This window comes from Ideonella aquatica, from assembly GCF_018069755.1.
GTDB lineage: Bacteria > Pseudomonadota > Gammaproteobacteria > Burkholderiales > Burkholderiaceae_C > Ideonella > Ideonella aquatica.
This window is the reverse complement of record NZ_JAGQDE010000027.1, coordinates 33,284-53,822: the sequence shown is the minus strand read 5'-3', so window position 1 is coordinate 53,822 and position 20,539 is coordinate 33,284. Positions and strand designations below refer to the sequence as shown.

General features: G+C 69.8%; 17 protein-coding genes. 6 read left to right on the top strand and 11 right to left on the bottom strand.

Annotated features, from left to right (window positions below; translation table 11 throughout):
- A partial coding sequence (locus KAK06_RS20680) for a DEAD/DEAH box helicase (RefSeq protein WP_210804065.1) occupies nt 1-1,308 on the bottom strand: 1,308 nt, incomplete at its 3' end.
- Nucleotides 1,309-1,622: 314 nt separating this feature from the next.
- Between KAK06_RS20680 and KAK06_RS20675 the strand changes: the two genes are divergently transcribed.
- Together KAK06_RS20675 and ettA are read left to right on the top strand one after the other, a co-directional pair.
- Nucleotides 1,623-4,046 (top strand): putative bifunctional diguanylate cyclase/phosphodiesterase, encoded by a 2,424-nt coding sequence (locus tag KAK06_RS20675; RefSeq protein WP_210804064.1) that lies wholly within the window; start codon nt 1,623-1,625, stop codon nt 4,044-4,046.
- A 149-nt stretch (nt 4,047-4,195) separates the two neighbouring features.
- Nucleotides 4,196-5,860 (top strand): energy-dependent translational throttle protein EttA, encoded by a 1,665-nt coding sequence (ettA, locus tag KAK06_RS20670; protein WP_210804063.1) that lies wholly within the window; start codon nt 4,196-4,198, stop codon nt 5,858-5,860.
- A 73-nt stretch (nt 5,861-5,933) separates the two neighbouring features.
- Here ettA and KAK06_RS20665 read toward each other — a convergent pair whose 3' ends face one another.
- Complete coding sequence (locus KAK06_RS20665) at nt 5,934-6,875, bottom strand: fasciclin domain-containing protein (protein ID WP_210804062.1); 942 nt, start codon at nt 6,873-6,875, stop codon at nt 5,934-5,936.
- A 165-nt stretch (nt 6,876-7,040) separates the two neighbouring features.
- Between KAK06_RS20665 and KAK06_RS20660 the strand changes: the two genes are divergently transcribed.
- Both KAK06_RS20660 and KAK06_RS20655 read left to right on the top strand, forming a co-directional pair.
- Complete coding sequence (locus tag KAK06_RS20660) at nt 7,041-7,676, top strand: TetR/AcrR family transcriptional regulator (RefSeq protein ID WP_210804061.1); 636 nt, start codon at nt 7,041-7,043, stop codon at nt 7,674-7,676.
- Nucleotides 7,677-7,714: 38 nt separating this feature from the next.
- The gene (locus tag KAK06_RS20655; RefSeq protein WP_210804060.1) at nt 7,715-10,462 is read left to right on the top strand and encodes a zinc-dependent metalloprotease; all 2,748 of its coding nucleotides are present in this window, start codon (nt 7,715-7,717) and stop codon (nt 10,460-10,462) included.
- Between the two features lie 33 nt (nt 10,463-10,495).
- On the opposite strand, the gene KAK06_RS20650 is transcribed toward KAK06_RS20655, so the two are convergent.
- On the bottom strand, nt 10,496-13,021 hold the full coding sequence (locus KAK06_RS20650; RefSeq protein WP_247653020.1) for a GspE/PulE family protein: 2,526 nt from the start codon (nt 13,019-13,021) through the stop codon (nt 10,496-10,498).
- Nucleotides 13,022-13,167: 146 nt separating this feature from the next.
- Here KAK06_RS20650 and pcp point away from each other — a divergent pair, with 146 nt between their 5' ends.
- Nucleotides 13,168-13,815: a pyroglutamyl-peptidase I gene (gene pcp / locus KAK06_RS20645; protein ID WP_210804059.1), complete on the top strand. Its 648-nt coding sequence runs from the start codon at nt 13,168-13,170 to the stop codon at nt 13,813-13,815.
- A gap of 113 nt (nt 13,816-13,928) precedes the next feature.
- A complete protein-coding gene (locus tag KAK06_RS20640; RefSeq protein WP_210804058.1) occupies nt 13,929-15,185 on the top strand; it encodes a hypothetical protein in 1,257 nt (418 codons plus the stop codon).
- Here KAK06_RS20640 and KAK06_RS20635 read toward each other — a convergent pair.
- The 8 genes from KAK06_RS20635 to KAK06_RS20600 form a co-directional block, all read right to left on the bottom strand.
- Entirely contained in the window at nt 15,140-15,361 is a 222-nt protein-coding gene (locus KAK06_RS20635; RefSeq protein ID WP_210804057.1) for an anti-sigma factor family protein, read from the bottom strand. The genes KAK06_RS20640 and KAK06_RS20635 overlap by 46 nt on opposite strands.
- Nucleotides 15,358-15,933, bottom strand: a complete 576-nt coding sequence (locus KAK06_RS20630) for a sigma-70 family RNA polymerase sigma factor (protein WP_210804056.1) — start codon at nt 15,931-15,933, stop codon at nt 15,358-15,360. The genes KAK06_RS20635 and KAK06_RS20630 overlap by 4 nt, the downstream gene beginning before the upstream one ends.
- Nucleotides 15,934-15,938: 5 nt before the next feature.
- On the bottom strand, nt 15,939-16,811 hold the full coding sequence (gene tolA, locus KAK06_RS20625; protein WP_247653019.1) for a cell envelope integrity protein TolA: 873 nt from the start codon (nt 16,809-16,811) through the stop codon (nt 15,939-15,941).
- A 242-nt stretch (nt 16,812-17,053) separates the two neighbouring features.
- Nucleotides 17,054-17,482 (bottom strand): protein TolR, encoded by a 429-nt coding sequence (gene tolR, locus KAK06_RS20620; RefSeq protein ID WP_210804055.1) that lies wholly within the window; start codon nt 17,480-17,482, stop codon nt 17,054-17,056.
- Between the two features lie 7 nt (nt 17,483-17,489).
- The gene (tolQ, locus tag KAK06_RS20615) at nt 17,490-18,179 is read right to left on the bottom strand and encodes a protein TolQ (protein ID WP_210804054.1); all 690 of its coding nucleotides are present in this window, start codon (nt 18,177-18,179) and stop codon (nt 17,490-17,492) included.
- A complete protein-coding gene (ybgC, locus tag KAK06_RS20610; protein ID WP_210804053.1) occupies nt 18,176-18,586 on the bottom strand; it encodes a tol-pal system-associated acyl-CoA thioesterase in 411 nt (136 codons plus the stop codon). The genes tolQ and ybgC overlap by 4 nt, the downstream gene beginning before the upstream one ends.
- An 8-nt stretch (nt 18,587-18,594) precedes the next feature.
- The gene (locus KAK06_RS20605; RefSeq protein WP_210804052.1) at nt 18,595-18,984 is read right to left on the bottom strand and encodes a TssQ family T6SS-associated lipoprotein; all 390 of its coding nucleotides are present in this window, start codon (nt 18,982-18,984) and stop codon (nt 18,595-18,597) included.
- Nucleotides 18,984-20,534, bottom strand: a complete 1,551-nt coding sequence (locus KAK06_RS20600; protein WP_210804051.1) for a serine/threonine-protein kinase — start codon at nt 20,532-20,534, stop codon at nt 18,984-18,986. The genes KAK06_RS20605 and KAK06_RS20600 overlap by 1 nt, the downstream gene beginning before the upstream one ends.
- Nucleotides 20,535-20,539 lie beyond the last annotated feature (5 nt).

Below are 20,539 nucleotides of genomic sequence, written 5' to 3'. Positions count from 1 at the left end.
CTGGCCGGCCGAGGCCGGCGGCCGCGGGCCGCGCGGCGCGCCCTGGGGCGCACCCCGGCCGCCGCCGCCACCGCCACCGAGGCGACCGCCACGACCACCGCCACCGGCACCCACGCCGATGGTCATGCGTCGGCCCAGCACGATCGGCTCGGGCTTCTCGCCGGCCGGCGGCTCGAAGCCAGGGACAGTCTGGCGCGGGATCTCGCGCTTGATCAGCTTTTCGATGTCGCGCAGGAACTGCTCCTCGTCGACGCAGACCAGCGAGATCGCCTCGCCCTGGGCGCCGGCACGACCGGTGCGGCCGATGCGGTGCACATAGTCCTCGGGCACGTTGGGCAGCTCGAAGTTGACGACGTGGGGCAGTTGGTCGATGTCGATGCCGCGCGCCGCGATGTCGGTGGCCACCAGCACCTGCAGCGTGCCGGCCTTGAACTCGGACAGCGCCTTGGTGCGCGCGCCCTGGCTCTTGTTGCCATGGATGGCCATGGCGGTGATCTCTTCCTTGTTCAGGAACTCGGCCAGGCGATTGGCACCGTGCTTCATGCGGGTGAAGACCAGCACCTGGTGCCAGTCGCCCTGGCGGATCAGGTGGGCCAGCAGCTCCTTCTTGCGCTCACGGCCGACCGGATGCACCTTCTGGGCGATGGCGTCGTTGGTCTGGTTGCGGCGGGCCACCTCGATCAGCTGAGGCTGGTTCAGCAGGCGGTCGGCCAGGGCCTTGATCTCGTCGCTGAAGGTGGCGCTGAACAGCAGGCTCTGCTTCTGCTTGGGGACGATGGCCAGGACCTTCTTGATGTCATGGATGAAGCCCATGTCCAGCATGCGGTCGGCCTCGTCGAGGATGAAGATCTCGACGTGGCTCAGGTCCAGCGTGCCCTGCTGGTGATGGTCGAGCAGGCGGCCGGGCGTGGCCACCAGGATGTCGACGCCCTTGCGCAGGCGGTCGATCTGCGGGCCCATGCCGACGCCGCCAAACATCACCATGCTGGTCAGCGGCAGGTACTTGCCGTAGGTGCGCACGCTTTCCTCGACCTGGGCGGCCAGTTCTCGGGTAGGCGTGAGGATCAGCGCGCGGATGGCGATGCGGCCGCGGGCGTCCTTCTTGTGGCCGGCAGCGGCCAGGCGGTGCAGCGTGGGCAGCGTGAAGCCGGCGGTCTTGCCGGTGCCGGTCTGGGCGCCGGCCAGCAGGTCGCCGCCGCTGAGCACCATCGGGATGGCCTGGGCCTGGATCGGCGTGGGGTGGTCATAGCCTTGTTCGCGCACGGCGCGCAGCAAGGGTTCGGCAAGGCCGAGTTGGTCAAAGCTCATGGGGCTCTTCGCGAGCGGGCACGCCCATCGGCCGGCAGGTGATGCCGGCAACCAGCCTGGGTCGCGCGAAAAAGGGACGGACGGCAGGGCTGCCGGCCGGGTCGGAATCGACATGCGCCGTCGGGCTGGAGCCGTCGACGCCTGGCGCCAGTGTATCAGTCTGATCCGCGCCACACGCAAGCCTACAGCGTCAGGCGCAGCGGCCGATATGCCAGGAACGTGAACCCCGCGCCCGGTCGGGACGGGGGGCTGCGGGCGCACAATCCTTCGTCGTGCCGTCCGGGCCTGCATCGATCCATCCGAGGATCCTGGTTTTGTCGCTGTCGTTCTTCCATCGTCATTGGGCCGCCTGGCGCGAGGAGACCCGTGTCTTCTCCGATCCTGACAGCGCGTCCGCGGAATTGCGGGCGCGGCATCTGGCCGGCATCACCCGGCTGACGCCGGTGCTGATGGTGGCCAACCTGTTCAATGCGCTGGGACTGCTGGTGGCGGTGCGCGCCAGCGTGTCGGCCACCGCCTGGCTGCTGTGGCTGGGCCTGCTGCTGCTGATGGTGGGCCTGGCGCTGCGCGGCTGGCTCAGGCACCGCCGTCAACCCGTGCTGCGCGCCTCACCGCGCGCGATCCGCCATGCCACGCTGCACGCGCTGCTGCTGGCCTGCGTCTGGACCGTGCCGGTCGTGGGCTGGCTGGGGTCGCTGACCCCGATCCAGCAGCTGATGGTGGCGGTCACCACCACCGGCATGATGGCGGCAGGCGGCTTTGCGCTCTCGTCGGTGCCCCAGGCCGGTCTGGCCTGGACGCTGGCGCTGGGCACCGGGGCCGTGCTGGGCGTGGTCCGGCTGGGCGGCACCGTGGCCTGGGTACTGGCCGGCATGCTGCTGGGCTACGTGCTGGTGATCGCGGTGGCGGTGCGCTCGGCGGCCCGGCAATCGGCGCTGCGCCTGCGCTCGGAGCGCGAGGCCGAGCGCCAGAGCCAGATGGTGGGCCTGCTGCTGCGCGACTTCGAGGAACACTCGGCCGATGTTCTCTGGGAGGTCGACCGTCAGGGCCGCTTCACCCACGTCTCGGCCAAGTTGTCGGCCTTGTTCGGCGACAACCTGGACATGTCCGCCCTGGGCCTGTTCGAGGTGCTGGCCGCCCGCTCCCCCGGTGGTGCCGAGGCCGAGGGCCTGCGCAAGCTGCGCCAGGCCCTGAACGCCGACAAGCCCTTCCGCGACGTGCTGCTGACCGTCGAGGTCGGTGGCGTGCCGCGCTGGTGGTCGATCACCGCGAAGCCGCTGGTCGAGGACAGCGGCCGCACGGTGGGCTGGCGCGGCGTGATCTCGGATGTCACGCAGCAGCGCCTGGCGCACCAGCGCCTGACCTACCAGGCCTACTTCGATTCGCTCACCGGCCTGGCCAACCGCGACCAACTGCGCAACCGCCTGGTCCAGGTGATAGACGCCTGCGCCAACACGCCGCGCCGCTGCGCGCTGCTGTGCCTGGACCTGGACAACTTCAAGGCCATCAACGATTCCCTGGGCCACTCGGTGGGCGACGGCGTACTCAAGCTGGTGGCCCAGCGCCTGCAGTCGGTGATGCGCCGCGCCGATCTGGTGGCGCGCCTGGGCGGCGATGAGTTTGCGGTGCTGCTGGATGATGTTCGCAGCGACGACGAGGTCGACCAGCTCGCCCGGCGCCTGCTGCAGGTGCTGAACGCGCCAGGCGAGATCCAGGGCCGCAGCGTGATGGTGGGCGCCAGCATGGGCGTGGCGCTGATCCCCGACCACGGCCAGTCGATCGACGACGTCATGGGCAACGCCGACCTGGCGCTGTACGCCGCCAAGGAAGCCGGCCGCGGTCGCTTCGAGACCTTCGCCACCTGGCTGGGTGAGCGCAGCCGGCGCCTGGTCACGATCGAGGCCGAACTGCGCCAAGCCCTGGCCCGTGGCGAGCTGAGCCTGCACTGGCAGCCCAAGGTGGACATCGCCACCTGGCAGATGCGCGGCGTGGAGGCGCTGCTGCGCTGGAACCACCCCGAGCTGGGGGCGATCTCGCCTGGCGAGTTCGTGCCGGTGGCCGAGAAGTCCGGCCTGATCGGCGACATGGGCGCTTGGGTGCTGAAAGAGGCCTGCCGCGTGGCGCGCGATCAACTGCCCGACCTGCTGGTCTCGGTCAACGTGTCGCCGCTGCAGCTGATGCGCGAGGACTTCCTGGCCGATGTCGAGGCCGCCTTTGCCGAGACCGGTCTGTCGCCCAGTCGCATCGAGATGGAAATCACCGAGTCGGTGTTCATGGACGACGCGGCCACCGCGCTGCGCAACCTGCATGCGCTCAAGCGCCTGGGGGTGCAGATTGCGCTGGACGACTTCGGCACCGGCTATTCGGCCTTCCAGTACCTGCGCCGTTTCCCGTTTGACACGTTGAAGATCGACCGCGCTTTCGTGCGTGAGTTGCTGACCCACCACGATGCCCGCGCCATCGTGCGCACCATCGTCGCGCTGGCCAACACCCTGGGCATGCGCACCGTGGCCGAGGGGGTGGAGGAACCAGCCCAGCTGGAGGTGCTGCGACAGGCCGGCTGCAGCGAGATCCAGGGCTTTCTGGCCGCCCGACCGCTCCCGCTGGAGCGGCTGCTGGCCCTGATGAGCAACTGGAACGAGGACAACCGGCCCGAGCCCGGCGCCATGCCGGAGACCCAGACGGTGTCGCTGGACATGTTGACGCCCATGCCGGACAGCTCGCGCATCGTGCGTTGACGCCGCTCAGGCGATAATCCCAAGTCGACCCCGTTGAAGGGGTCCAGGATCGACAGCCACAGGCGGCAGTTGCTGCAGCCTGTGCAGCCGCCCGGGCCTGCCGCAGCCGGCCCCACCCCACCGTACCCGCAGAAGAACCCCCCATCGCCATGGCCCAGTACGTCTTTACCATGAACCGCGTCGGCAAGATCGTGCCGCCGAAGCGGCAGATCCTGAAGGACATCAGCCTGTCCTTCTTCCCAGGCGCCAAGATCGGCGTGCTGGGCCTGAACGGCTCGGGCAAGTCCACGCTGCTGAAGATCATGGCCGGCATCGACAAGGACATCGAGGGCGAGGCCACGCCCATGCCCGGCCTGAAGATCGGCTACCTGCCCCAGGAGCCGCAGATGAACGCCGAGCAGACCGTGCGCGAGGCGGTGGAAGAGGGCATCGGCGGCGCACTGGCCGCGCAAAAGCGCCTGGACGAGGTCTATGCCGCCTACGCCGAGCCGGACGCCGACTTTGATGCGCTGGCCACCGAGCAGGCCGAACTCGAAGCCATCATCGCCGCCGCCGGTGGCGAGAACACCGACCACCTGCTGGACATCGCCGCCGATGCGCTGCGCCTGCCGCCCTGGGAGGCCAGGATCGGCCCGCTGTCCGGTGGCGAAAAGCGCCGCGTGGCCCTGTGCCGCCTGCTGCTGTCCAAGCCCGACATGCTGCTGCTGGACGAGCCCACCAACCACCTGGACGCCGAGTCGGTGGAGTGGCTGGAGCAGTTCCTCAAGCGCTTCAGCGGCACCGTGGTGGCCATCACCCACGACCGCTACTTCCTGGACAACGCCGCCGAGTGGATCCTGGAACTCGACCGCGGCTACGGCCACCCCTACAAGGGCAACTACTCCGACTGGCTGGACGCCAAGGAAAAGCGCCTGGAGGCCGAGCAAAAGGCCGAGGACGCCCGCGCCAAGGCCATGAAGCAGGAACTGGAGTGGGTGCGCAAGAACGCCAAGGGCCGCCAGGCCAAGAGCAAGGCGCGCCTGGCCCGCTTCGAGGAGCTGAGCGACGTCGAATACCAGAAGCGCAACGAGACCAACGAGATTTTCATCCCGGTGGCCGAGCGCCTGGGCAATGAGGTGATCGAGTTCAAGGGCGTCAGCAAGAGCTTCGGCGACCGGGTGCTGATCGACAACCTCAGCTTCAAGGTGCCGGCTGGCGCGATCGTCGGCATCATCGGCCCCAACGGCGCCGGCAAGTCCACGCTGTTCCGCATGATCCAAGGCGTCGAGCAGCCCGATGCGGGCGAGGTCAGCATCGGCAAGACCGCGAAGCTGGCCTTCGTCGATCAGAGCCGCGAAGGCCTGGCGGCCGACAAGACGGTGTGGGAGGACGTCTCCGGCGGCCTGGACAACATCGTCGTGGGCAAGTTCGTCATGCCCAGCCGCGCCTACATCGGCCGCTTCAACTTCAAGGGCAATGACCAGCAGAAGCTGGTGGGCAGCCTCTCAGGCGGTGAGCGCGGTCGCCTGCACCTGGCCAAGACCCTGGCCCAGGGCGGCAATGTGCTGATGCTGGACGAACCGTCGAACGACCTGGACGTCGAAACCCTGCGCGCGCTGGAAGAGGCGCTGCTGGAGTTCGCCGGCTCGGCGATGATCATCTCGCACGACCGCTGGTTCCTCGACCGCATCTGCACCCACATCCTGGCCTGCGAGGGCGACTCGCAGTGGTTCTTCTACGACGGCAACTACCACGAGTACGAAGAGGACAAGAAGAAGCGCCTGGGCGAGGAGGGCGCGCGTCCGCACCGCCTGCGCTACAAGGCGCTGAAGTGACCGCCTGCGCAATGATGCCTGCCTGAACAAGGCCGCCTGATGGGCGGCCTTGTCGTTTCAGCGGTCGCCTCGGTCAGGGCAGGATCACGCGGTCGATCACATGGATCACGCCATTGCTGGTGAGCACGTCGGTGGCGACGATGCCGGCCTGGCGGCCGCGCGCGTCGGTGATCTTCAGGCTGCTGTCCACCGTGAAGCTGCCGCCCTGCAGCGTGGTGATCGCGCTGCCCACCGGCACCTGCGCCTTGAGCACCAGCGAGGGCACGACGTGGTAGGTCAGCACCTGGGTCAGCAGCGCGGTATCGGCCAGCAGTGCGGCTTTGCTGATGCCCAGCTCGGTCAGCAGTGCCGCAAAGGCCGCATCGGTGGGCGCGAACACGGTGAAGGGCCCGTCGGCCTGCAGCGCCGACACCAGGCCAGCGGCCTGCACCGCCTCGACCAGGATGGTGAATTCGGGCGGGCTGCCGGCGCCAGCGGCCACGGCGGTGGCCACGATGTCCTGATTGGCTGGCAGCAGCACCTTGTCGACCACGTGGACGACGCCATTGCTGGCATGCAGGTCGGCCTGGAGCACCGTGCTGCGGCGGTTGCGGCCGTCGGTGAACACCAGGGTCGAGCCCGAGGCCTCGGCCTTGAAGAAGCCGCCGCCCACCGGCTCGATCGGGCTGCCCAGCGGCACATCCGCCGCGGTGACCCGGCCGCCGATGACGTGGTAGGTCAGCACGGCGTTGAGCAAGGCCTTGTTCGACAGCAGCGTGGCCTTGTCCACCCCCAACTCGGCCAGCAGGCTGGCGAAGGCGGTGTTGGTTGGCGCCAGCAAGGTTGACGGGCCGGCCGCGGTCAGCGCGGACTGCAGTCCGGCGGCCTCGATCGCCTCGGCCAGGATGCTCAGCTGGGGATCGATCTGGGTCAGGCTCAGCAGGGTAGGGTCGCTGTCGCTTCCACCGCAGGCGGTCAGGCCAGCCAGCAGGGCCACGGAGCTGGCCAGGGCGGCGCGTCGGGTCAGTCGGTTCATCGGAGTCTCCAGGGTTGAGACCAGTCGGTTCAATCGGCGACTGGTTGGTATAAGCATGACCGATCAGTCATTTCCATGATGACTGAGTAGTCTTTTTCGTGACCAATGAGTCACAAAATTCACCCGATGATCGCGCCCGAAATCGTCGCCGCCTAGAATCGGGCGATGGCGAAGCTGTCGTTCAAGACCCAGGTGCTCCAGGTGAGGGAGCAGGCCATCCTCGACGCCGTGGTGCACCTGCTGGCCGAAAAGGGCTATGAGCTGATGACGCTGGACGAGGTGGCCGCCGAGGTCGGCATCGCCAAGGCCAGCCTGTACAAGCACTTCGACTCGAAAGAGGCGCTGGCGGCCGCTGCCATGGTGCAACTGCTCGATGGCTGCCATGCCGAACTGCAGCGCCTGCAGGCGCAGGCAGGGGTGCGTGCCATCGACCGGCTGCAGGGCGTGGTGCGCTGGGCCCTGCACACCCAACTGGCGGGCAAGATGCCCTCGCTGCCGGCACAGAACTCTGCACTGCGCAGCGCGCTGGTGGCCGACCGCCGCTACATGACGCGGCTGGACGAGGTCAGCGAGCACCTGGGTGCCTGGATCGTCGAGGCCCAGCGCGGTGGTGACATCGACGCCGGCCTGCCGGTCGAGCTGGTGCTCTTCACGCTGTTCGCGCGCGCCTGCGATCCGGTGCTGGGCGTGATGCGCGCCACCGGCCGCTACGCCGACGAGACCCTGGTCGAGTGGCTGTTGCGCACCTGTTTCCATGGCCTGGCGACCACCGTCGCCGAGCCGTCGCCCGTGCGGTCATGAGCCGCCGGATCTTTCCCCCGTTGTACCGACCCCGTCCAATGAGCCTGACCCACCGATCCTTCGTTCGCACCGCGGCCGGCCTGGCCGCCCTGGCCCTGCTGGGGGGATGCGCCAGCGTGCCCGGCCTGGGCAGCAGCCCGGCTTCCGCCGATACCGCGAAGGCGGCGGCCGCGGCCAAGCCCGATGCGGCCCGCCCTGGCGCAGCGCCCACCGCCGCGGCGGGTGCGGCGACGGCCGGTGGCCAGCCGGCCTTTGCCACGGTCACCAAGGACGCCAAGCGCATCGACGGCCTGCTGCCGCTGTGGCAGAAGGACGACAAGGTCTGGCTGGAGCTGCGCCCCGAGGACCTGGGCAAGCCCTTTTTCCTGTCGCCCAAGCTGGCCCAGGGCCTGGGCGAGAACGGCCTGTTTGGCGGCCTGATGGTGGGCCGCTGGCAGCCCTGGGGACGTGCCCAGGTGGTGGAGTTCCGTCGCATCGCCAACCAGGTGCAGATGGTGGCGCGTAACGACCAGTACACCGCGGCCGCAGGCACGCCCGAAGCCGTGGCGGTCAAGGCGGCGTTCTCGGACAGTCTGCTGGGCAGCACCAGCGTGGCCAGCCAGCCGCACCCGGACAGCAAGGCCATCCTGATCGATGCCAACGCGCTGTTCGTGACTGACCTGCTGGGCATGGGCATGACGCTGCAGCGCCAGTACCGGCAGGCGTACAACTTCGACAAGGCCAACTCGGCCGTGGTGGATCTGCGCGGCAACGCCGACGAGACGATGCTGCGCGTGCAGGCGCACTACCTGGCCCCGACGCTGGCCCAGCCCCAGCCGGGGGCGCCGCCCACCACGCCGCAGCCCACGCTGCCGACCACGCTGCCCGACGCGCGCAGCCTGTTCCTGACCCTGCATTACTCGCTCGTGCGCCTGCCGGCCGAGGCCATGGCGCCGCGCCGCGCCGACCCCCGCGTGGGCTACTTCACCACCGCGGTGGACGATTTCGGCAACGACCAGCGTCTGCAACCGCGCCAACGCTTCATCAACCGCTGGCGCCTGGAAAAGAAGGACCCGGCCGCGGCCCTGTCCGAGCCGGTCAAGCCCATCACCTTCTGGCTGGACCGCAACATTCCGCTGAAGTACCGCGACGCCATCGCCCGCGGCGTGCTGGGCTGGAACGCGGCCTTCGAGCGCATCGGCTTCAAGGACGCGCTGGTCGTCAAGCAACAGGGGCCCGAGGACAGCTTTGACACGCTCGATGTGGGGGCGGCGTCGATCCGCTGGATGACCAACGCCCGGCCGCAGTTCGGTGCCATCGGGCCCAGCCAGGTGGATCCACGCAGCGGCGAAATCCTGGACGCCGACATCGGCTTCGAGAGCTTGTCCAGCCGCAACCAGCGCCACGCGCGGGCGCAGATTCTGGCGCCGCGGGCCCACACCCAATGGGAGGCGATCCTGCAGGCACCGCAGCTGGGCGGGCCCGGCGAAGCGGCCTGCGACCACGCCGACGAGGCCGCCGAGCAGCTGTCTTACGCGCTGGATGTGCTGGAGGCCCGAGGCGAGCTGGACCCCGACAGCCCAGAGGCGGAGGCCTTTGTCCAGGCCTACCTGGAAGACACCACGCTGCACGAGGTGGGCCACACGCTGGGCCTGCGCCACAACTTTCGCTCCTCGCGCATCTACACCGACGCCCAGCTCGACGATCCCGAGTTCACCCGTCGCAACGGCCTGGCTGGATCAGTGATGGAGTACGCGCCCATCAACCTGCCGGCGCCGGGCCAGCGCGGCGGCATGCCGTTCCAGACGGTGCTGGGTCCCTATGACTACTGGGCCATCGAGTACGGCTACAAGCCGGTCGATCCGGCGCAGGAGGGGGCCGAGCTGATGCGCATCGCCGGCCGCAGCGCCGAGCCCGAGCTGGCCTACGGCACCGACGAGGACAACTCGCTGGGCATCGACCCTGACTCGTTGCAGATGGACCTGGGCACCGACCCGGTGTGGTTCGCCCGCAAGCGTCTGGCCATTGCCCGCGATCTGATCCAGCGCCAGGAGAGCCGGCCGCTCAAGCCCACCGAGGACTACACCGTGCTGCGCCGCTCGATCAGCTTTGCGCTGCGCGACGCCGGCCGCTCCGTGGGCACCCTGCTGCGACAGATCGGCGGCCTGCGCACGCTGCGCGATTTCCCCGGCAGCGGGCGTGACCCGTTGCAACCGGTGCCGCCGGCCGTGCAGCGCGAGGCGCTGCAGCTGGTGGCCAACCAGGTGCTGGCGGCCGATGGCCTGGCCATCTCGCCGTCGCTGGCGCGCAAGCTGGCGACCGACTACCTTGGCCGTTTCGACAGCGGCGAGCTGGTGCCCACCGATTTCTCGGTCGAGGGCATGGTGCTCGACCTGCAGCGCGCCGTGCTGGCCCAACTGATGAGCGACAGCGTGGTGGCGCGTGTGCTCGACAACGAAGCCAAGGTCGACCGGCCGGGCCAGGCGCTGGCGCTGTCGGAGTTGATCGACACGATCGGCAAGGCGGTCTGGTCCGACGCGCTGGGCAACCGCGAGATTCCGGCGGCGCGGCGTGAGCTGCAGCGCGACCATGCGGCGCGTCTGGCCGAGCGCCTGCTGCGGCCGGCGCCCGGCAGCCGGGCGGATGCGCGCGCGCTGTGGCGCGCCCAGGCGCAGCGGCTGCTGCGCCAGCTGGACAAGGCGCAGGCCGCGGGTCAGGGGTCGGCGATGAAGGTGGCGCACCTGGCCGACCTGAGCCGCACGCTGAAGCTGGCGCTGGAGGCGCCGCTGCAGCGCAGCGGCATCTGAGTCGGGCAGCGGGAGGCCTGGCCTCCCGCGGGCTCAGGTGTTCGAGGTGGCGCGCACTTCCTCGATGGTGGTGATGCCCTGCAGCACCTTCTCGATGCCATCCTGGCGCAGCGTGCGCATGCCCTCGGCGATGGCCTGGGCCTGGATCAGCTCGGCGCGTGAGCCGGTCTGGATCAGGTGGCGCACACCGCGACTGACGCTGAGCAGCTCATGCAGGCCGGCGCGACCGCGAAAGCCGCTGCCCTCGCAGTGGTCGCAGCCCGGGCTGCGCCAGGCCAGCAGCTTGCCGTCGCGGCCGAAGCGGGTGGTCCAGTCGGCGATCAGCGCGTCGGGGTTGGGGCGATTCTCGGCCTCGCCCCAGGCATGCAGGTAGTCGTCGACCAGCTCCTGCAGCGGCTCGGCGCCGATGGGTGTGGACTGCCGGCATTTCGGGCAGATCCGGCGCACCAGGCGCTGGGCCAGCACGGCCAGCAGCGAGTCAGCAAAGTTGAACGGGTCCATGCCCATGTCCAGCAGGCGGGTGACCGTCTCGGCGGCGCTGTTGGTGTGCAGCGTGGACATCACCAGGTGGCCGGTCAGCGAGGACTCCACCGCGATCTGCGCGGTCTCGGCGTCGCGGATTTCGCCCACCATGATCACGTCCGGGTCGGCGCGCAGGAAGGCGCGCAGCGCGCGGGCGAAGGTCCAGTCGATCTTCGGGTTCACTTGCACCTGGCGCAGGCCGGCCTGGGTGATTTCCACCGGGTCCTCGGCCGTCCAGATCTTGCGGTCCGGGGTGTTGATCTCGGCCATCGCCGAGTGCAGCGTGGTGGTCTTGCCCGAGCCGGTGGGGCCCACGCACAGCACCATGCCATAAGGCCGCTCGATCGCACGCACCAGCGCGCTGCGGTTGGCCGGTGACAGCCCCAGGTTGGCCAGCGGGATCGGCTTGGCGGACGCCAGGATCCGCAGCACAGCATCCTCGAGGTTGTTGTTGGTGGGGATGGTGGCCACGCGCAGCTCGATCGGGCAGCTGGGCACGAAGCGGGCGAAGTTGATCTTGCCGTCCTGCGGCCGACGACGCTCGGAGATGTCGAGGTCGCACATGATCTTGATGCGCGCCAACAGCGCCTGGCGGTAGGTGTGGGGCAGCTCCAGGTAGGGCTTGAGCACGCCGTCGCGGCGGAAGCGGATGCGCACCTTCTCGCGCCCGGGCTGGGCCTCGATGTGGATGTCGGAGACGTTTTGCTGGTGCGCCTCATAGATCATGGTGTTGATCAGCCGCACCAGCGAGTTGTCGGACTGCTCGACCGGCTTGTCCTCGACCAGGTCGCGTTCCTGGGGCGCCTCTTCCAGCGCGGCCAGCAGCTTGCCGGTGCCACCCTCGTCCAGCGCGGCCAGGCCCGAACCTTCCAGCGTCGCGGTGGCGGTGGCCTCGGTGATGCCGTGGCGCGCATAGATGGACTGCACCAGCAGCGCCATGTCCTCCTGGATCGGCAGCACGGGCATCACCTTGGACTGGGTGATGAACTCGATCTCGTCGATCGCCTGGCGCTTGGACGGGTCGTCGATGGCCAGCACCAGGCGGCCGTTCATCTCCGACAGCGGCACTGCCAGCAATCGCCGCGCAGCGCCCAGCGGCAGGCGCGAGATCGCGGCCGGATCGATCGGATAGGCTTCGACGTCCACCACCGGATAGCCCATCTTGCGGGCCAGCGCGGTGCGCAACTCGTGGCGCTTGATGTCGCCGCGGGTGACCAACAGCTCGCCCAGCGGCAGGCCCTTGTTGCTGCGCTGCTGGTCCAGGGCGGCCTCCAGCTGCGGCTGGCTGATGTAGCCCAGCGCGACCAGGGCCTCGCCGATGCGCACCATCGGCATGCGCGACTGGGTGTCCAGTGCCGTGGCGAGCTGCTCGGGCGTGACGATCTTCTGCTGCAGCAGCACATCGCCCACGCGCTGCTGGCGCAACTGGGCCTGCTCGGCCAGGGCAGCCTGGATCTGGTCAGGCGTGGCGGAGGAGTCGGCCAGCAGCTGCTGGCCCAGGCTGGGGCCCATGTCCCAGGACACGAAGGCGTCGCGCGGCACGAACAGCCGGGTCACTTCGTCGCTGGCGGGCTCCACCGGCGGGAACAGGTACAGGCCTTGCGCCGTCTCGACGTGGCCGATGGTCTTGCCGCTCAGGGCTGGTGCGTCGCGCAGCACCACGCGGTAGTCCACCTGCGGATGGAAGTCGATCAGCGCCTCGGGGTGGGCTTGGCCGGGTGGCGGATCGGGGCGCAGGATGCGCGGCAGCGCGACGCGGCGGAACTGCGTCAGGCGCAGCGGCATGGCATTGCGCGAGGGCGGCACCCGCACCATCACATGGCCCATGGCGGGCTCGAAGGCGATCAACTCGGCCTGCATGGTGCGGCCATTGAGGCCTTCGATCAGGCACTCCTCGCCCTTGAGCAAGGGCTGGGTCAGCGCATAGGCCGGATAGGGCGGGGCGGGCCAGGCGAGCGACGACGTCCCCGGGTGATCGGAGGCGATCAGGTCCAGACCCTCCAGGGGAGGGAGATCGGGTGGCGTGCTGTCAGGCATGGTGTCGCAAAATGGACGACGGAGCGATGTCGATCCTAGTGGTGACCTGGGCGCGGCAAAGCAGTGAACAGGGCCGTCCCGGTCGCCCAATCCTGGCGCCGTGGACCGCCGGTCCTGTCCCTCTCGACCCCCTGCCCGGAGTACCGATGACCGCGCCCTGGCTGCTGTTGACCGGCTTTGAGCCGTTTGCGGGCGATGCCTTGAATCCGTCCTGGGAGCTGGCCCGGCAGCTGGATGGCGAGCGGCTGGGAACATGGACCCTGCGCTCGTCTTGCCTGCCCTGCAGTTTCGATGCGGCGGCGTCGACACTGCGCCGTGCGCTGGCGGATGCTCCGTCGGCGGTCGTCTGCCTGGGCCTGGCAGGGGCGCGCGCGGCGCTGTCGGTGGAGCGTGTGGCGGTGAACCTGGTCGATGCCCGCATCCCCGACAACGACGGGGCCCAGCCGACCGATCAAGCGGTGGTGACCGGGGCGCCCGCGGCCTATTTCAGCCGCCTTCCGGTGAAGGCCATGGTGCATGCTGCCCAGCAGGTGGGGGTGCCGGCCGAGCTGTCGCTGAGTGCAGGCAGCTTCGTCTGCAATCAGGTGTTCTACAGCCTGCTGCATGCGCTGCGGCGACGCCCTCGGGTGCCCGCCGGTTTTGTGCATGTGCCATGGGCGAGCGGCATGGGAGCGGACCCTGGCGCGGCATCGGCGATACCCCTGGATGATCAACTGCGCGGGCTGCGCGCCATGCTGGCCTGTGTCGTTGCGGGTGGGCCCGATCGCCGTGACATCGGTGGCACGATCAGCTGAGCCATCCGTGGACATTGGGATGCACAGCCTGTCGGCTTGTGCTTAGACTGCCGGCCACCTTGTGCGGCCCTGGGGGCCGCGGCCCTCTCTAAAGGAATGCCCTGATGTTGACAATGTTTCGCTGCTTCGCCTGGCCGGCCGTGGGACTTGTGGCGGTGCTGGCCGCAGGCGGTGCGCTCGCCGCCACGCCGGTGGCCTACGTGGCCGAGCGCGGTCATGGCCGATCCGAGGCCTTGCTGGTCGAACTCCGGTCCGGCGGCACCCGGGCCTCGGTGGTGAGCGACTTGGGGCGTGGGCAGGGGGGCGTGAGCTCGATCGGCGGCTTCCAGGTGATCACACTCGATGTGCCCGTCCAGACTGAATACGACGGTGTGGGCGACTGCGACGGCTTGCCAGCACGCATCCGGCGCGAGACGCAGCAGATCGGCACCCGGGTGCGCAGCGGAAAGCCCGGCAAGGGCTTGTCGGAGATGTCCTACGCCGGCACCGACACCATCCTCGATGGCTGCGACGCTGGCAAGGTGGTCAGCTGGGGCGGTTTCGTGGCGGACCAGGGTATTCCCATGGTTCATCGGTCCTTAGCCTCGACGGCCTCGCTCAGCGACCTGGTGCCCGGCGTGTCCCTGGCGGGTCTGTCGGCGGCGCCAGGTTCGGTGGTGCCTGGCAATCAGGTCGGCATGGTGCTGCCGGTGGAGGTGGTGAGCTTTGGAAGTGGCCAGCTCAGCTTTGCCACGACGGGGGTGACCCTTCCTTACGCCATCAGCGCGGATGGCTGGTTGTCGTTTGCCCTGCCTGCTGGAGGGCAACGGGGCTATCTGCGCCTGACCACGGCGGACAGCCGGGGCATGGAGCAGTGGATGTCGGCCGACATGTCCGGCGGCGTGCCTCAGGCGGTCTGGTCCCAAGCGGTGATCAAGCCGGTGGGTGGCGCGGCCTGGGGCACAGGCAGTGCCAATGCCCGGATCTGGGAGTCGGCGATCTTCGAGAAGTCGATGAACCCGTTCTACTTCCACCTCTACCGAGATGGCACGGGCGAGCGGGTGCAGCGCTTCCTGTCGGACGGCACGGAGCAGCGCAGTCCGCTGAGCGCGTGGTATCTCGACGGCGACAACCTGGTCACCGAGCGCACGGCGGGCAGCCAGCTGCGCCGCCGCGTGTGGCAGCCGATCGCCATCAACGGCAAGGCCATCGGCGTGCTCGAGGCCGAGACCTACTACTTCGCCGACGGCAGCAGCATCAACGTGATCCCGCAGCGGGTCAACGCCTACATTGACGAGGGCAAGGCGGTAAAGCCGGCCGCGGCGCAGGTCCGGCGCGCGGCGGCTCAGTCGGCCCGCTCGTCCTCGCCGGGCCGTTCGTTGTCGCGGTAAGCGCGCCAGGGGCCCATCGCGCCCCGGATCAGGTCCTGCTGCTTCGAGAAGCGCGCGCAGGCGTCGCACATCGCCAGGTGGGCTCGCCACTGCAGGCGCTGCAGCCAGGACAGCGAGCGGTCCTGGCTCAGCAGGGTCAGGCTGGTGGCCTGCCGGCAGGTCAGCCAGGGTTTCATCGGGCGCCCTTCACGGCCAGCTCCTGGCCGAACCATTGCTGTTGCAGGCACTCACGCAGGCGCAGACGCGCCCGGTGCAGCAGCACCCACAGGTTCGATGGGGTGATCTCCAGCGTCTGGCAGACCTCGTCGCTGTCGAGCTCCAGCCATTCGCGCATCAGGAACACCCGGCCCTGCACCGCGGGCAGCTTCTCGACGCAGGCATCGAGCACGGTCAGGAACTGGCGCTGACCCAGCGCCGATTCGGGCACGCAGGGCCAGTCGGCCGGCGCTTCGAGCCAATGTCCGGAGGCGTCGAAGAGCAGCTCGTCCAGGTCGGTCTCGTCGTCGTCACCAGGCAGGGCGGCCTCGCGGTGCTGGCGGCGCAGCTGGTCGACCAGCTTGTGCTTGAGGATGCCCACCAGCCAGGTGCGCAGCTGCGACTGGCCGGTGAAGGATTGGGGTTTCTCCAGCGCCGCCAGCAGCGTGTCCTGCACTGCGTCCTCGGCCCAGGCTTCATGGCGCAGCTGGCTGCGGGCGTAGCGCATCAGCTGCGGACGCAGGGCTTCAACGCGGGTGGCAAAGTCGTCCATGGGTGTCAGTCGCGGGGCCGGAATCCGACCACGATGGTGGAGGGCACGCGGCCATCGGTGTCGCGGGGCAGTATGCCGGTGCGGTCGACCGCGCGCAGCACCGCCTCGTCCCAGACCTTGGATCCGCTGCTCTGGCTGATGCGCCGCCCGATGATGCTGCCATCGGGGCCCACGCGCAACTCGACCTCGGCGCGGGGGTTGCCCATCACCTCGTCGGTGAGCACGATATTGGGCTTGATCCGGGCCACGATGCGCCCGGCATAGTTGGCCGATGGCCCGGCGTCGCGCGCGGCGGTGCCGGTGCTGCCGGGCGCACCCGTGCCGGAGGGGCCACCGCCCAACTGCTCGGCCATGCGCCGCATCTGCTCCTGGCGCAGTTTCTCGCGCTGGGCCTCGGCGGCCTTTTCCTTGCGCTGGGCTTCGAGCCTGTCGGCCTTGTCGCGCTCGGCTTTCTCCTGCTGCGCCTTGTCCTGCTGGGCTTTCTGCTCGCGCTCCTTGCGGCGCTGGTCCTCGGCCTCCTGGCGGGCCTTCTCCTCGCGCAGCCGGCGGGCCTTCTCGATCGCGATGTCGGCTTCGCGCTCTGCCGCCGGGGGCGGCGCCGGGGGCGTGACCACCGGGCGCGGTGGCGGCGTGGGCTCGGGCGCTTCGGCCGGCTCGGGCCGGGCGGGGGCGGCGATCTGCGGCACCGCGGCCCACAACTCGGCGCTGACGGCGGTGGGCTCCTCGGTGCGCCACTGCACACCCAGGGCCAGGGCCGCCAGCAGCCCGGCATGCGCCAGCGCCGACATCGCCAGCCCGGCGCGCGGGCTGTCGGCGCTGGGCGGGCGCAGCGACTCGCGCGGCACCATCAGCGGCGGGGGCAGACCCAGGGAGGCCATCTCAGTGGCGCCCGGCCGCCCGAAGCCACTGAGCGCCCCCTTGGGGGGCAGCGAACGGCAGTGAGCGTAGGGGTGTCATAGGCCAGTGGCGCCCGGCCGCCCGAAGCCACTGAGCGCCCCCTTGGGGGGCAGCGAACGACAGTGAGCGTGGGGGTGTCATAGGCCAGTGGCGCCCGGCCGCCCGAAGCCACTGAGCGCCCCCTCGGGGGGCAGCGAACGACAGTGAGCGTGGGGGCACCATGTCAGGCTCCCGAGCGCACCGACAGACCCACACGCTGCACGCCGGCGCGCTGCAGCGTGTCCATCACGCGCACCACGCTCTCGTACCTGACCTGGCGGTCGGCCGAGATCACGACCGGCACGTCATCGCGACCCTGCTGGGCCTCGCGCACGCGGGCGGCCAGCTGGGGCAGGGCGATCGCGGCGGGCTCGCCGCTGTCGACCTTGATCTTCAGCTTCTCGTCGCCGGCCACCACCACCTCGATCACCGAGCTGGGGCGCTGTTTGGCCTTGCCCACGCTGGGCAGGTCGACCACGCCGGTGGTGATCATCGGGGCGGTGACCATGAAGATGATCAGCAGCACCAGCATCACGTCGATGAACGGGACCATGTTGATCTCGTTCATCGAGCGGCGTCGGCGCCCACCGCCACGGGACATCACGCCAGGCATGGCGGGCTCAGCGCGTGGCGCCCGCCGGCGGGGCGGACACGTTGCGCTGCAGGATGTTGGAGAACTCCTCGGTGAAGCTCTCGAGCTGGATGGCGATGCGGTCGATCTCGCGGGCGAAGCGGTTGTAGCCGATCACGGCCGGGATCGCCGCGAACAGGCCGATCGCGGTGGCCACCAGCGCCTCGGCGATGCCTGGCGCCACCGTGGCCAGCGTCACCTGCTGCAGGTTCGACAGGCCGACGAAGGCATGCATGATTCCCCACACCGTGCCGAACAGGCCCACGTAGGGGCTGACCGAGCCCACCGAGGCCAGGAAGCCCAGGTTACCTTCAATCGCGTCGAGCTCGCGCTGCAGGCTGGCCTTCATCGCGCGGCGGGCGCCGTCGAGTTGGGCGGCGGTGTCCAGGCGGCGCTCGCGCAGCTTCATGAACTCGCGCATGCCGCTGGCGAACAGGCGCTCCATCGGCGAGGTGTCCGGCCGTGTGCCGGCCGCCTGGTACAGGTCGGTGAGGTTCTTGCCGGACCAGAACTCCTGCTCGAACTGGTCGTTGCCGCGGCGCACGCGCCCCAGGCCCACCAGCTTGGCGAAGATCACGGTCCAGCTGGCCAGCGAGATCAGCAGCAGGCCGGCCACCACCAGCTGGACGACCCAGCTGGCGTGGAGCACGAGGGAAACGATGGACAGGTCCTGGTTCATTCGGTGAGGTCGGCCTGCGGCTGCAGGCGGGCAAGGATGTCGGTGGGAATGCGGCGCGGCCGGTGCTGGGCGCGGTCGATGCAGGCCACGCTGATCGTGCCGTCGCACAGCCACTGGTCGCCGAGTCGGCAGCGCTGGCGCAGGCGCAGCCGGGAGCGGCCGATCTCGACGGGCTCGACGCTGACCTGCAGCGCGTCGTCCAGCCGGGCCGAGGCGAGGTAGCGCAACTGGGCATCCGTCACCACAAAGATCAGGCCCTGCTGCTCGGCCAGGGCCTGCTGATGGATGTTCAGCTGGCGCAGCCATTCGGTGCGGGCGCGCTCCATGAACTTCAGGTAGTTGGCGTAGAACACGATGCCACCGGCATCGGTGTCCTCCCAGTAGACGCGCACGGGCCACTCGAACATGGACGTTCTCAGCGCAGGCTGCGCTGGTACACCGGGCCCCACAGCGGGTGGCCGGCCTCGGACTTGCCCAGTTGGAACTGCGGATCGGCGGCGCGGGCGGCACGGAAGGCGGCCTCGCACTCGGCTTCACGCTGGCTGGTGCACAAGATGAAGGCCAGCGTCTTGTGCGCCGAGGCCCGGTCGCGCGGGCTGGCCAGGCTCAGGCGCAGGGCCTCCTGCAGCGCGGCTTCGGCCTCGGGATACTGGGCGTCGTCATAGAGGCGCAGGCCGGCGATCAGTTGGCGTTCGGCCGGACGGTCGAGCACCTCGGCCACCCCGGTGGGTGGCGTGCTGCAGGCGGCCAGCCAGACGCACAGCAGGGCGGCCAGGACGGTGCGCAACGGGGCAAGAGGAGTCATCAGAAACGGAACTTCAGGGTGGAAGGCTGGGCCGGGTCGACCTCGACTTGACGCACCTGCGGCGGTGCCTCGCCATTGCGCACGGTGATGGTGTGCGGGCCGGCCGGCAGGTCCAGGTGGCGCAGCGGTGGCGCCACGCCCACCGGACGGCCATCGACCTCGACCTCGCCCCAGGGGGTGATGGCCAGCTGCACCCGGCCCTTGGCGGGTGGGGCGGGTGGCGGCGGTGCCGATGCGGTGGTCTCGACGGCCTTGGGCTTGACCCACGGTGGTTTGCGTGGCGTGGGCTCGGCTGCCTTGGCCAGTGCCTCGGCGTCGGCCGACGGGCTGGACGCGACGGTGGCCGACGCGGGTGCGGGTGCAGGCGGCACCACGATGCCTGGCGGCGGGCTGGCCTGGGCGGCCTCGGTGGTCAGCCGGCCCGGGCCGATGGTGGGGGCCGGGCGCTGCGAGGTCCACCAGGCTTGCAGGCCGGCCGCCACACCCGCGGCGCCGAGTGACAGGCCGGCCAGCACCAGCAGACGACGGCGCTGCTGGTCCTGGGTTTCGCCCAGTGCGGCAGCCTCGGGCGACTCCAGCCAGTGGCGCAGGTCCATGGCCATGTGGCGGGCCGATGGGTAGCGGTCTTCGGGGCGGCGGGCCATGGCGCGCGCGGCGATCGCCGACAGCGCTGCCGGCACCTTGGCATTGAGCCGGCGCGCCAGCGGCAGCGGGGCTTCGCGCACGGCGCGGTGGATTTCCTCGATCGTTGCGCCGGTGTAGGGCCGCTGCCCGGTGAGCAGCTCGAACATCACCACGCCCAGTGAGTAGACGTCACAGCGGCGATCCACCGCGGCGCCCGCCAGTTGTTCAGGCGCCAGGTAGTAGGGCGAGCCGGCGAGCGGGCCCTCGACCGCCGGCACGTCGCGGTGGGCCACCCGCGCAATGCCGAAGTCGAGCACCTTGGGCAGCTTGCGGCCGACCATGAAGATGTTGGCGGGCTTGATGTCGCAGTGGATCACGCCCTTGCCATGCGCGTAGGCCAGGGCGTCGGCCACGCGGCGCACCAGGTGGGCGATCTCCAGCAGGCTGGGCTGCCACTGTTCGCGCAGCAGGTGGCGCAGGTCCCGTCCGCGCAGCGGCTCCATCGCGATGTAGACGCCCTGCTCGGACGGGCCGGCATCGAAGACGGTGACGATGTGCGGGTGCGACAGGCGCGCAGCGGCGCGGGCCTCGTTGAGGATCAGGTCGTCGAGCGAGCTGCCGTAATCGCCCGCGGCCGAGGCCGGCAGGTGCAGGGTCTTGACCGCGACCGCACGCGACAGCAGCGGATCCCAGGCGGCATAGACGGTGCCCAGGCCGCCTTCGCCCAGCACCGAGCGCAGCGTGTAGCGGCCGACATGGCCGATCGAGGCCTGGTTGCTGGCCGGATCGACCGCGGCCAAGGCTGCCGTGGCACTGGCCGATCGCAAGGCCGCGGGCAGGTCTTCGACCACGGTGGACTCGAAGCCCGAGTCCACCGCATCAGCCGGCGTCGGCCGTTTGCGCAGGAAAGGCAGGGTCCAGCGCATCGGTC

Bases quoted from the DNA above. Each gene is read 5' to 3' on its own strand.
- ettA (WP_210804063.1), top strand. From the start codon at position 4,196: ATGGCCCAGTACGTCTTTACCATGAACCGCGTCGGCAAGATCGTGCCG.
- KAK06_RS20665 (WP_210804062.1), bottom strand. From the start codon at position 6,875: ATGAACCGACTGACCCGACGCGCCGCCCTGGCCAGCTCCGTGGCCCTG.
- KAK06_RS20660 (WP_210804061.1), top strand. From the start codon at position 7,041: ATGGCGAAGCTGTCGTTCAAGACCCAGGTGCTCCAGGTGAGGGAGCAG.
- KAK06_RS20655 (WP_210804060.1), top strand. From the start codon at position 7,715: ATGAGCCTGACCCACCGATCCTTCGTTCGCACCGCGGCCGGCCTGGCC.
- KAK06_RS20650 (WP_247653020.1), bottom strand. From the start codon at position 13,021: ATGCCTGACAGCACGCCACCCGATCTCCCTCCCCTGGAGGGTCTGGAC.
- pcp (WP_210804059.1), top strand. From the start codon at position 13,168: ATGACCGCGCCCTGGCTGCTGTTGACCGGCTTTGAGCCGTTTGCGGGC.
- KAK06_RS20640 (WP_210804058.1), top strand. From the start codon at position 13,929: ATGTTTCGCTGCTTCGCCTGGCCGGCCGTGGGACTTGTGGCGGTGCTG.
- KAK06_RS20635 (WP_210804057.1), bottom strand. From the start codon at position 15,361: ATGAAACCCTGGCTGACCTGCCGGCAGGCCACCAGCCTGACCCTGCTG.
- KAK06_RS20630 (WP_210804056.1), bottom strand. From the start codon at position 15,933: ATGGACGACTTTGCCACCCGCGTTGAAGCCCTGCGTCCGCAGCTGATG.
- tolA (WP_247653019.1), bottom strand. From the start codon at position 16,811: ATGGCCTCCCTGGGTCTGCCCCCGCCGCTGATGGTGCCGCGCGAGTCG.
- tolR (WP_210804055.1), bottom strand. From the start codon at position 17,482: ATGCCTGGCGTGATGTCCCGTGGCGGTGGGCGCCGACGCCGCTCGATG.
- tolQ (WP_210804054.1), bottom strand. From the start codon at position 18,179: ATGAACCAGGACCTGTCCATCGTTTCCCTCGTGCTCCACGCCAGCTGG.
- ybgC (WP_210804053.1), bottom strand. From the start codon at position 18,586: ATGTTCGAGTGGCCCGTGCGCGTCTACTGGGAGGACACCGATGCCGGT.
- KAK06_RS20605 (WP_210804052.1), bottom strand. From the start codon at position 18,984: ATGACTCCTCTTGCCCCGTTGCGCACCGTCCTGGCCGCCCTGCTGTGC.
- KAK06_RS20600 (WP_210804051.1), bottom strand. From the start codon at position 20,534: ATGCGCTGGACCCTGCCTTTCCTGCGCAAACGGCCGACGCCGGCTGAT.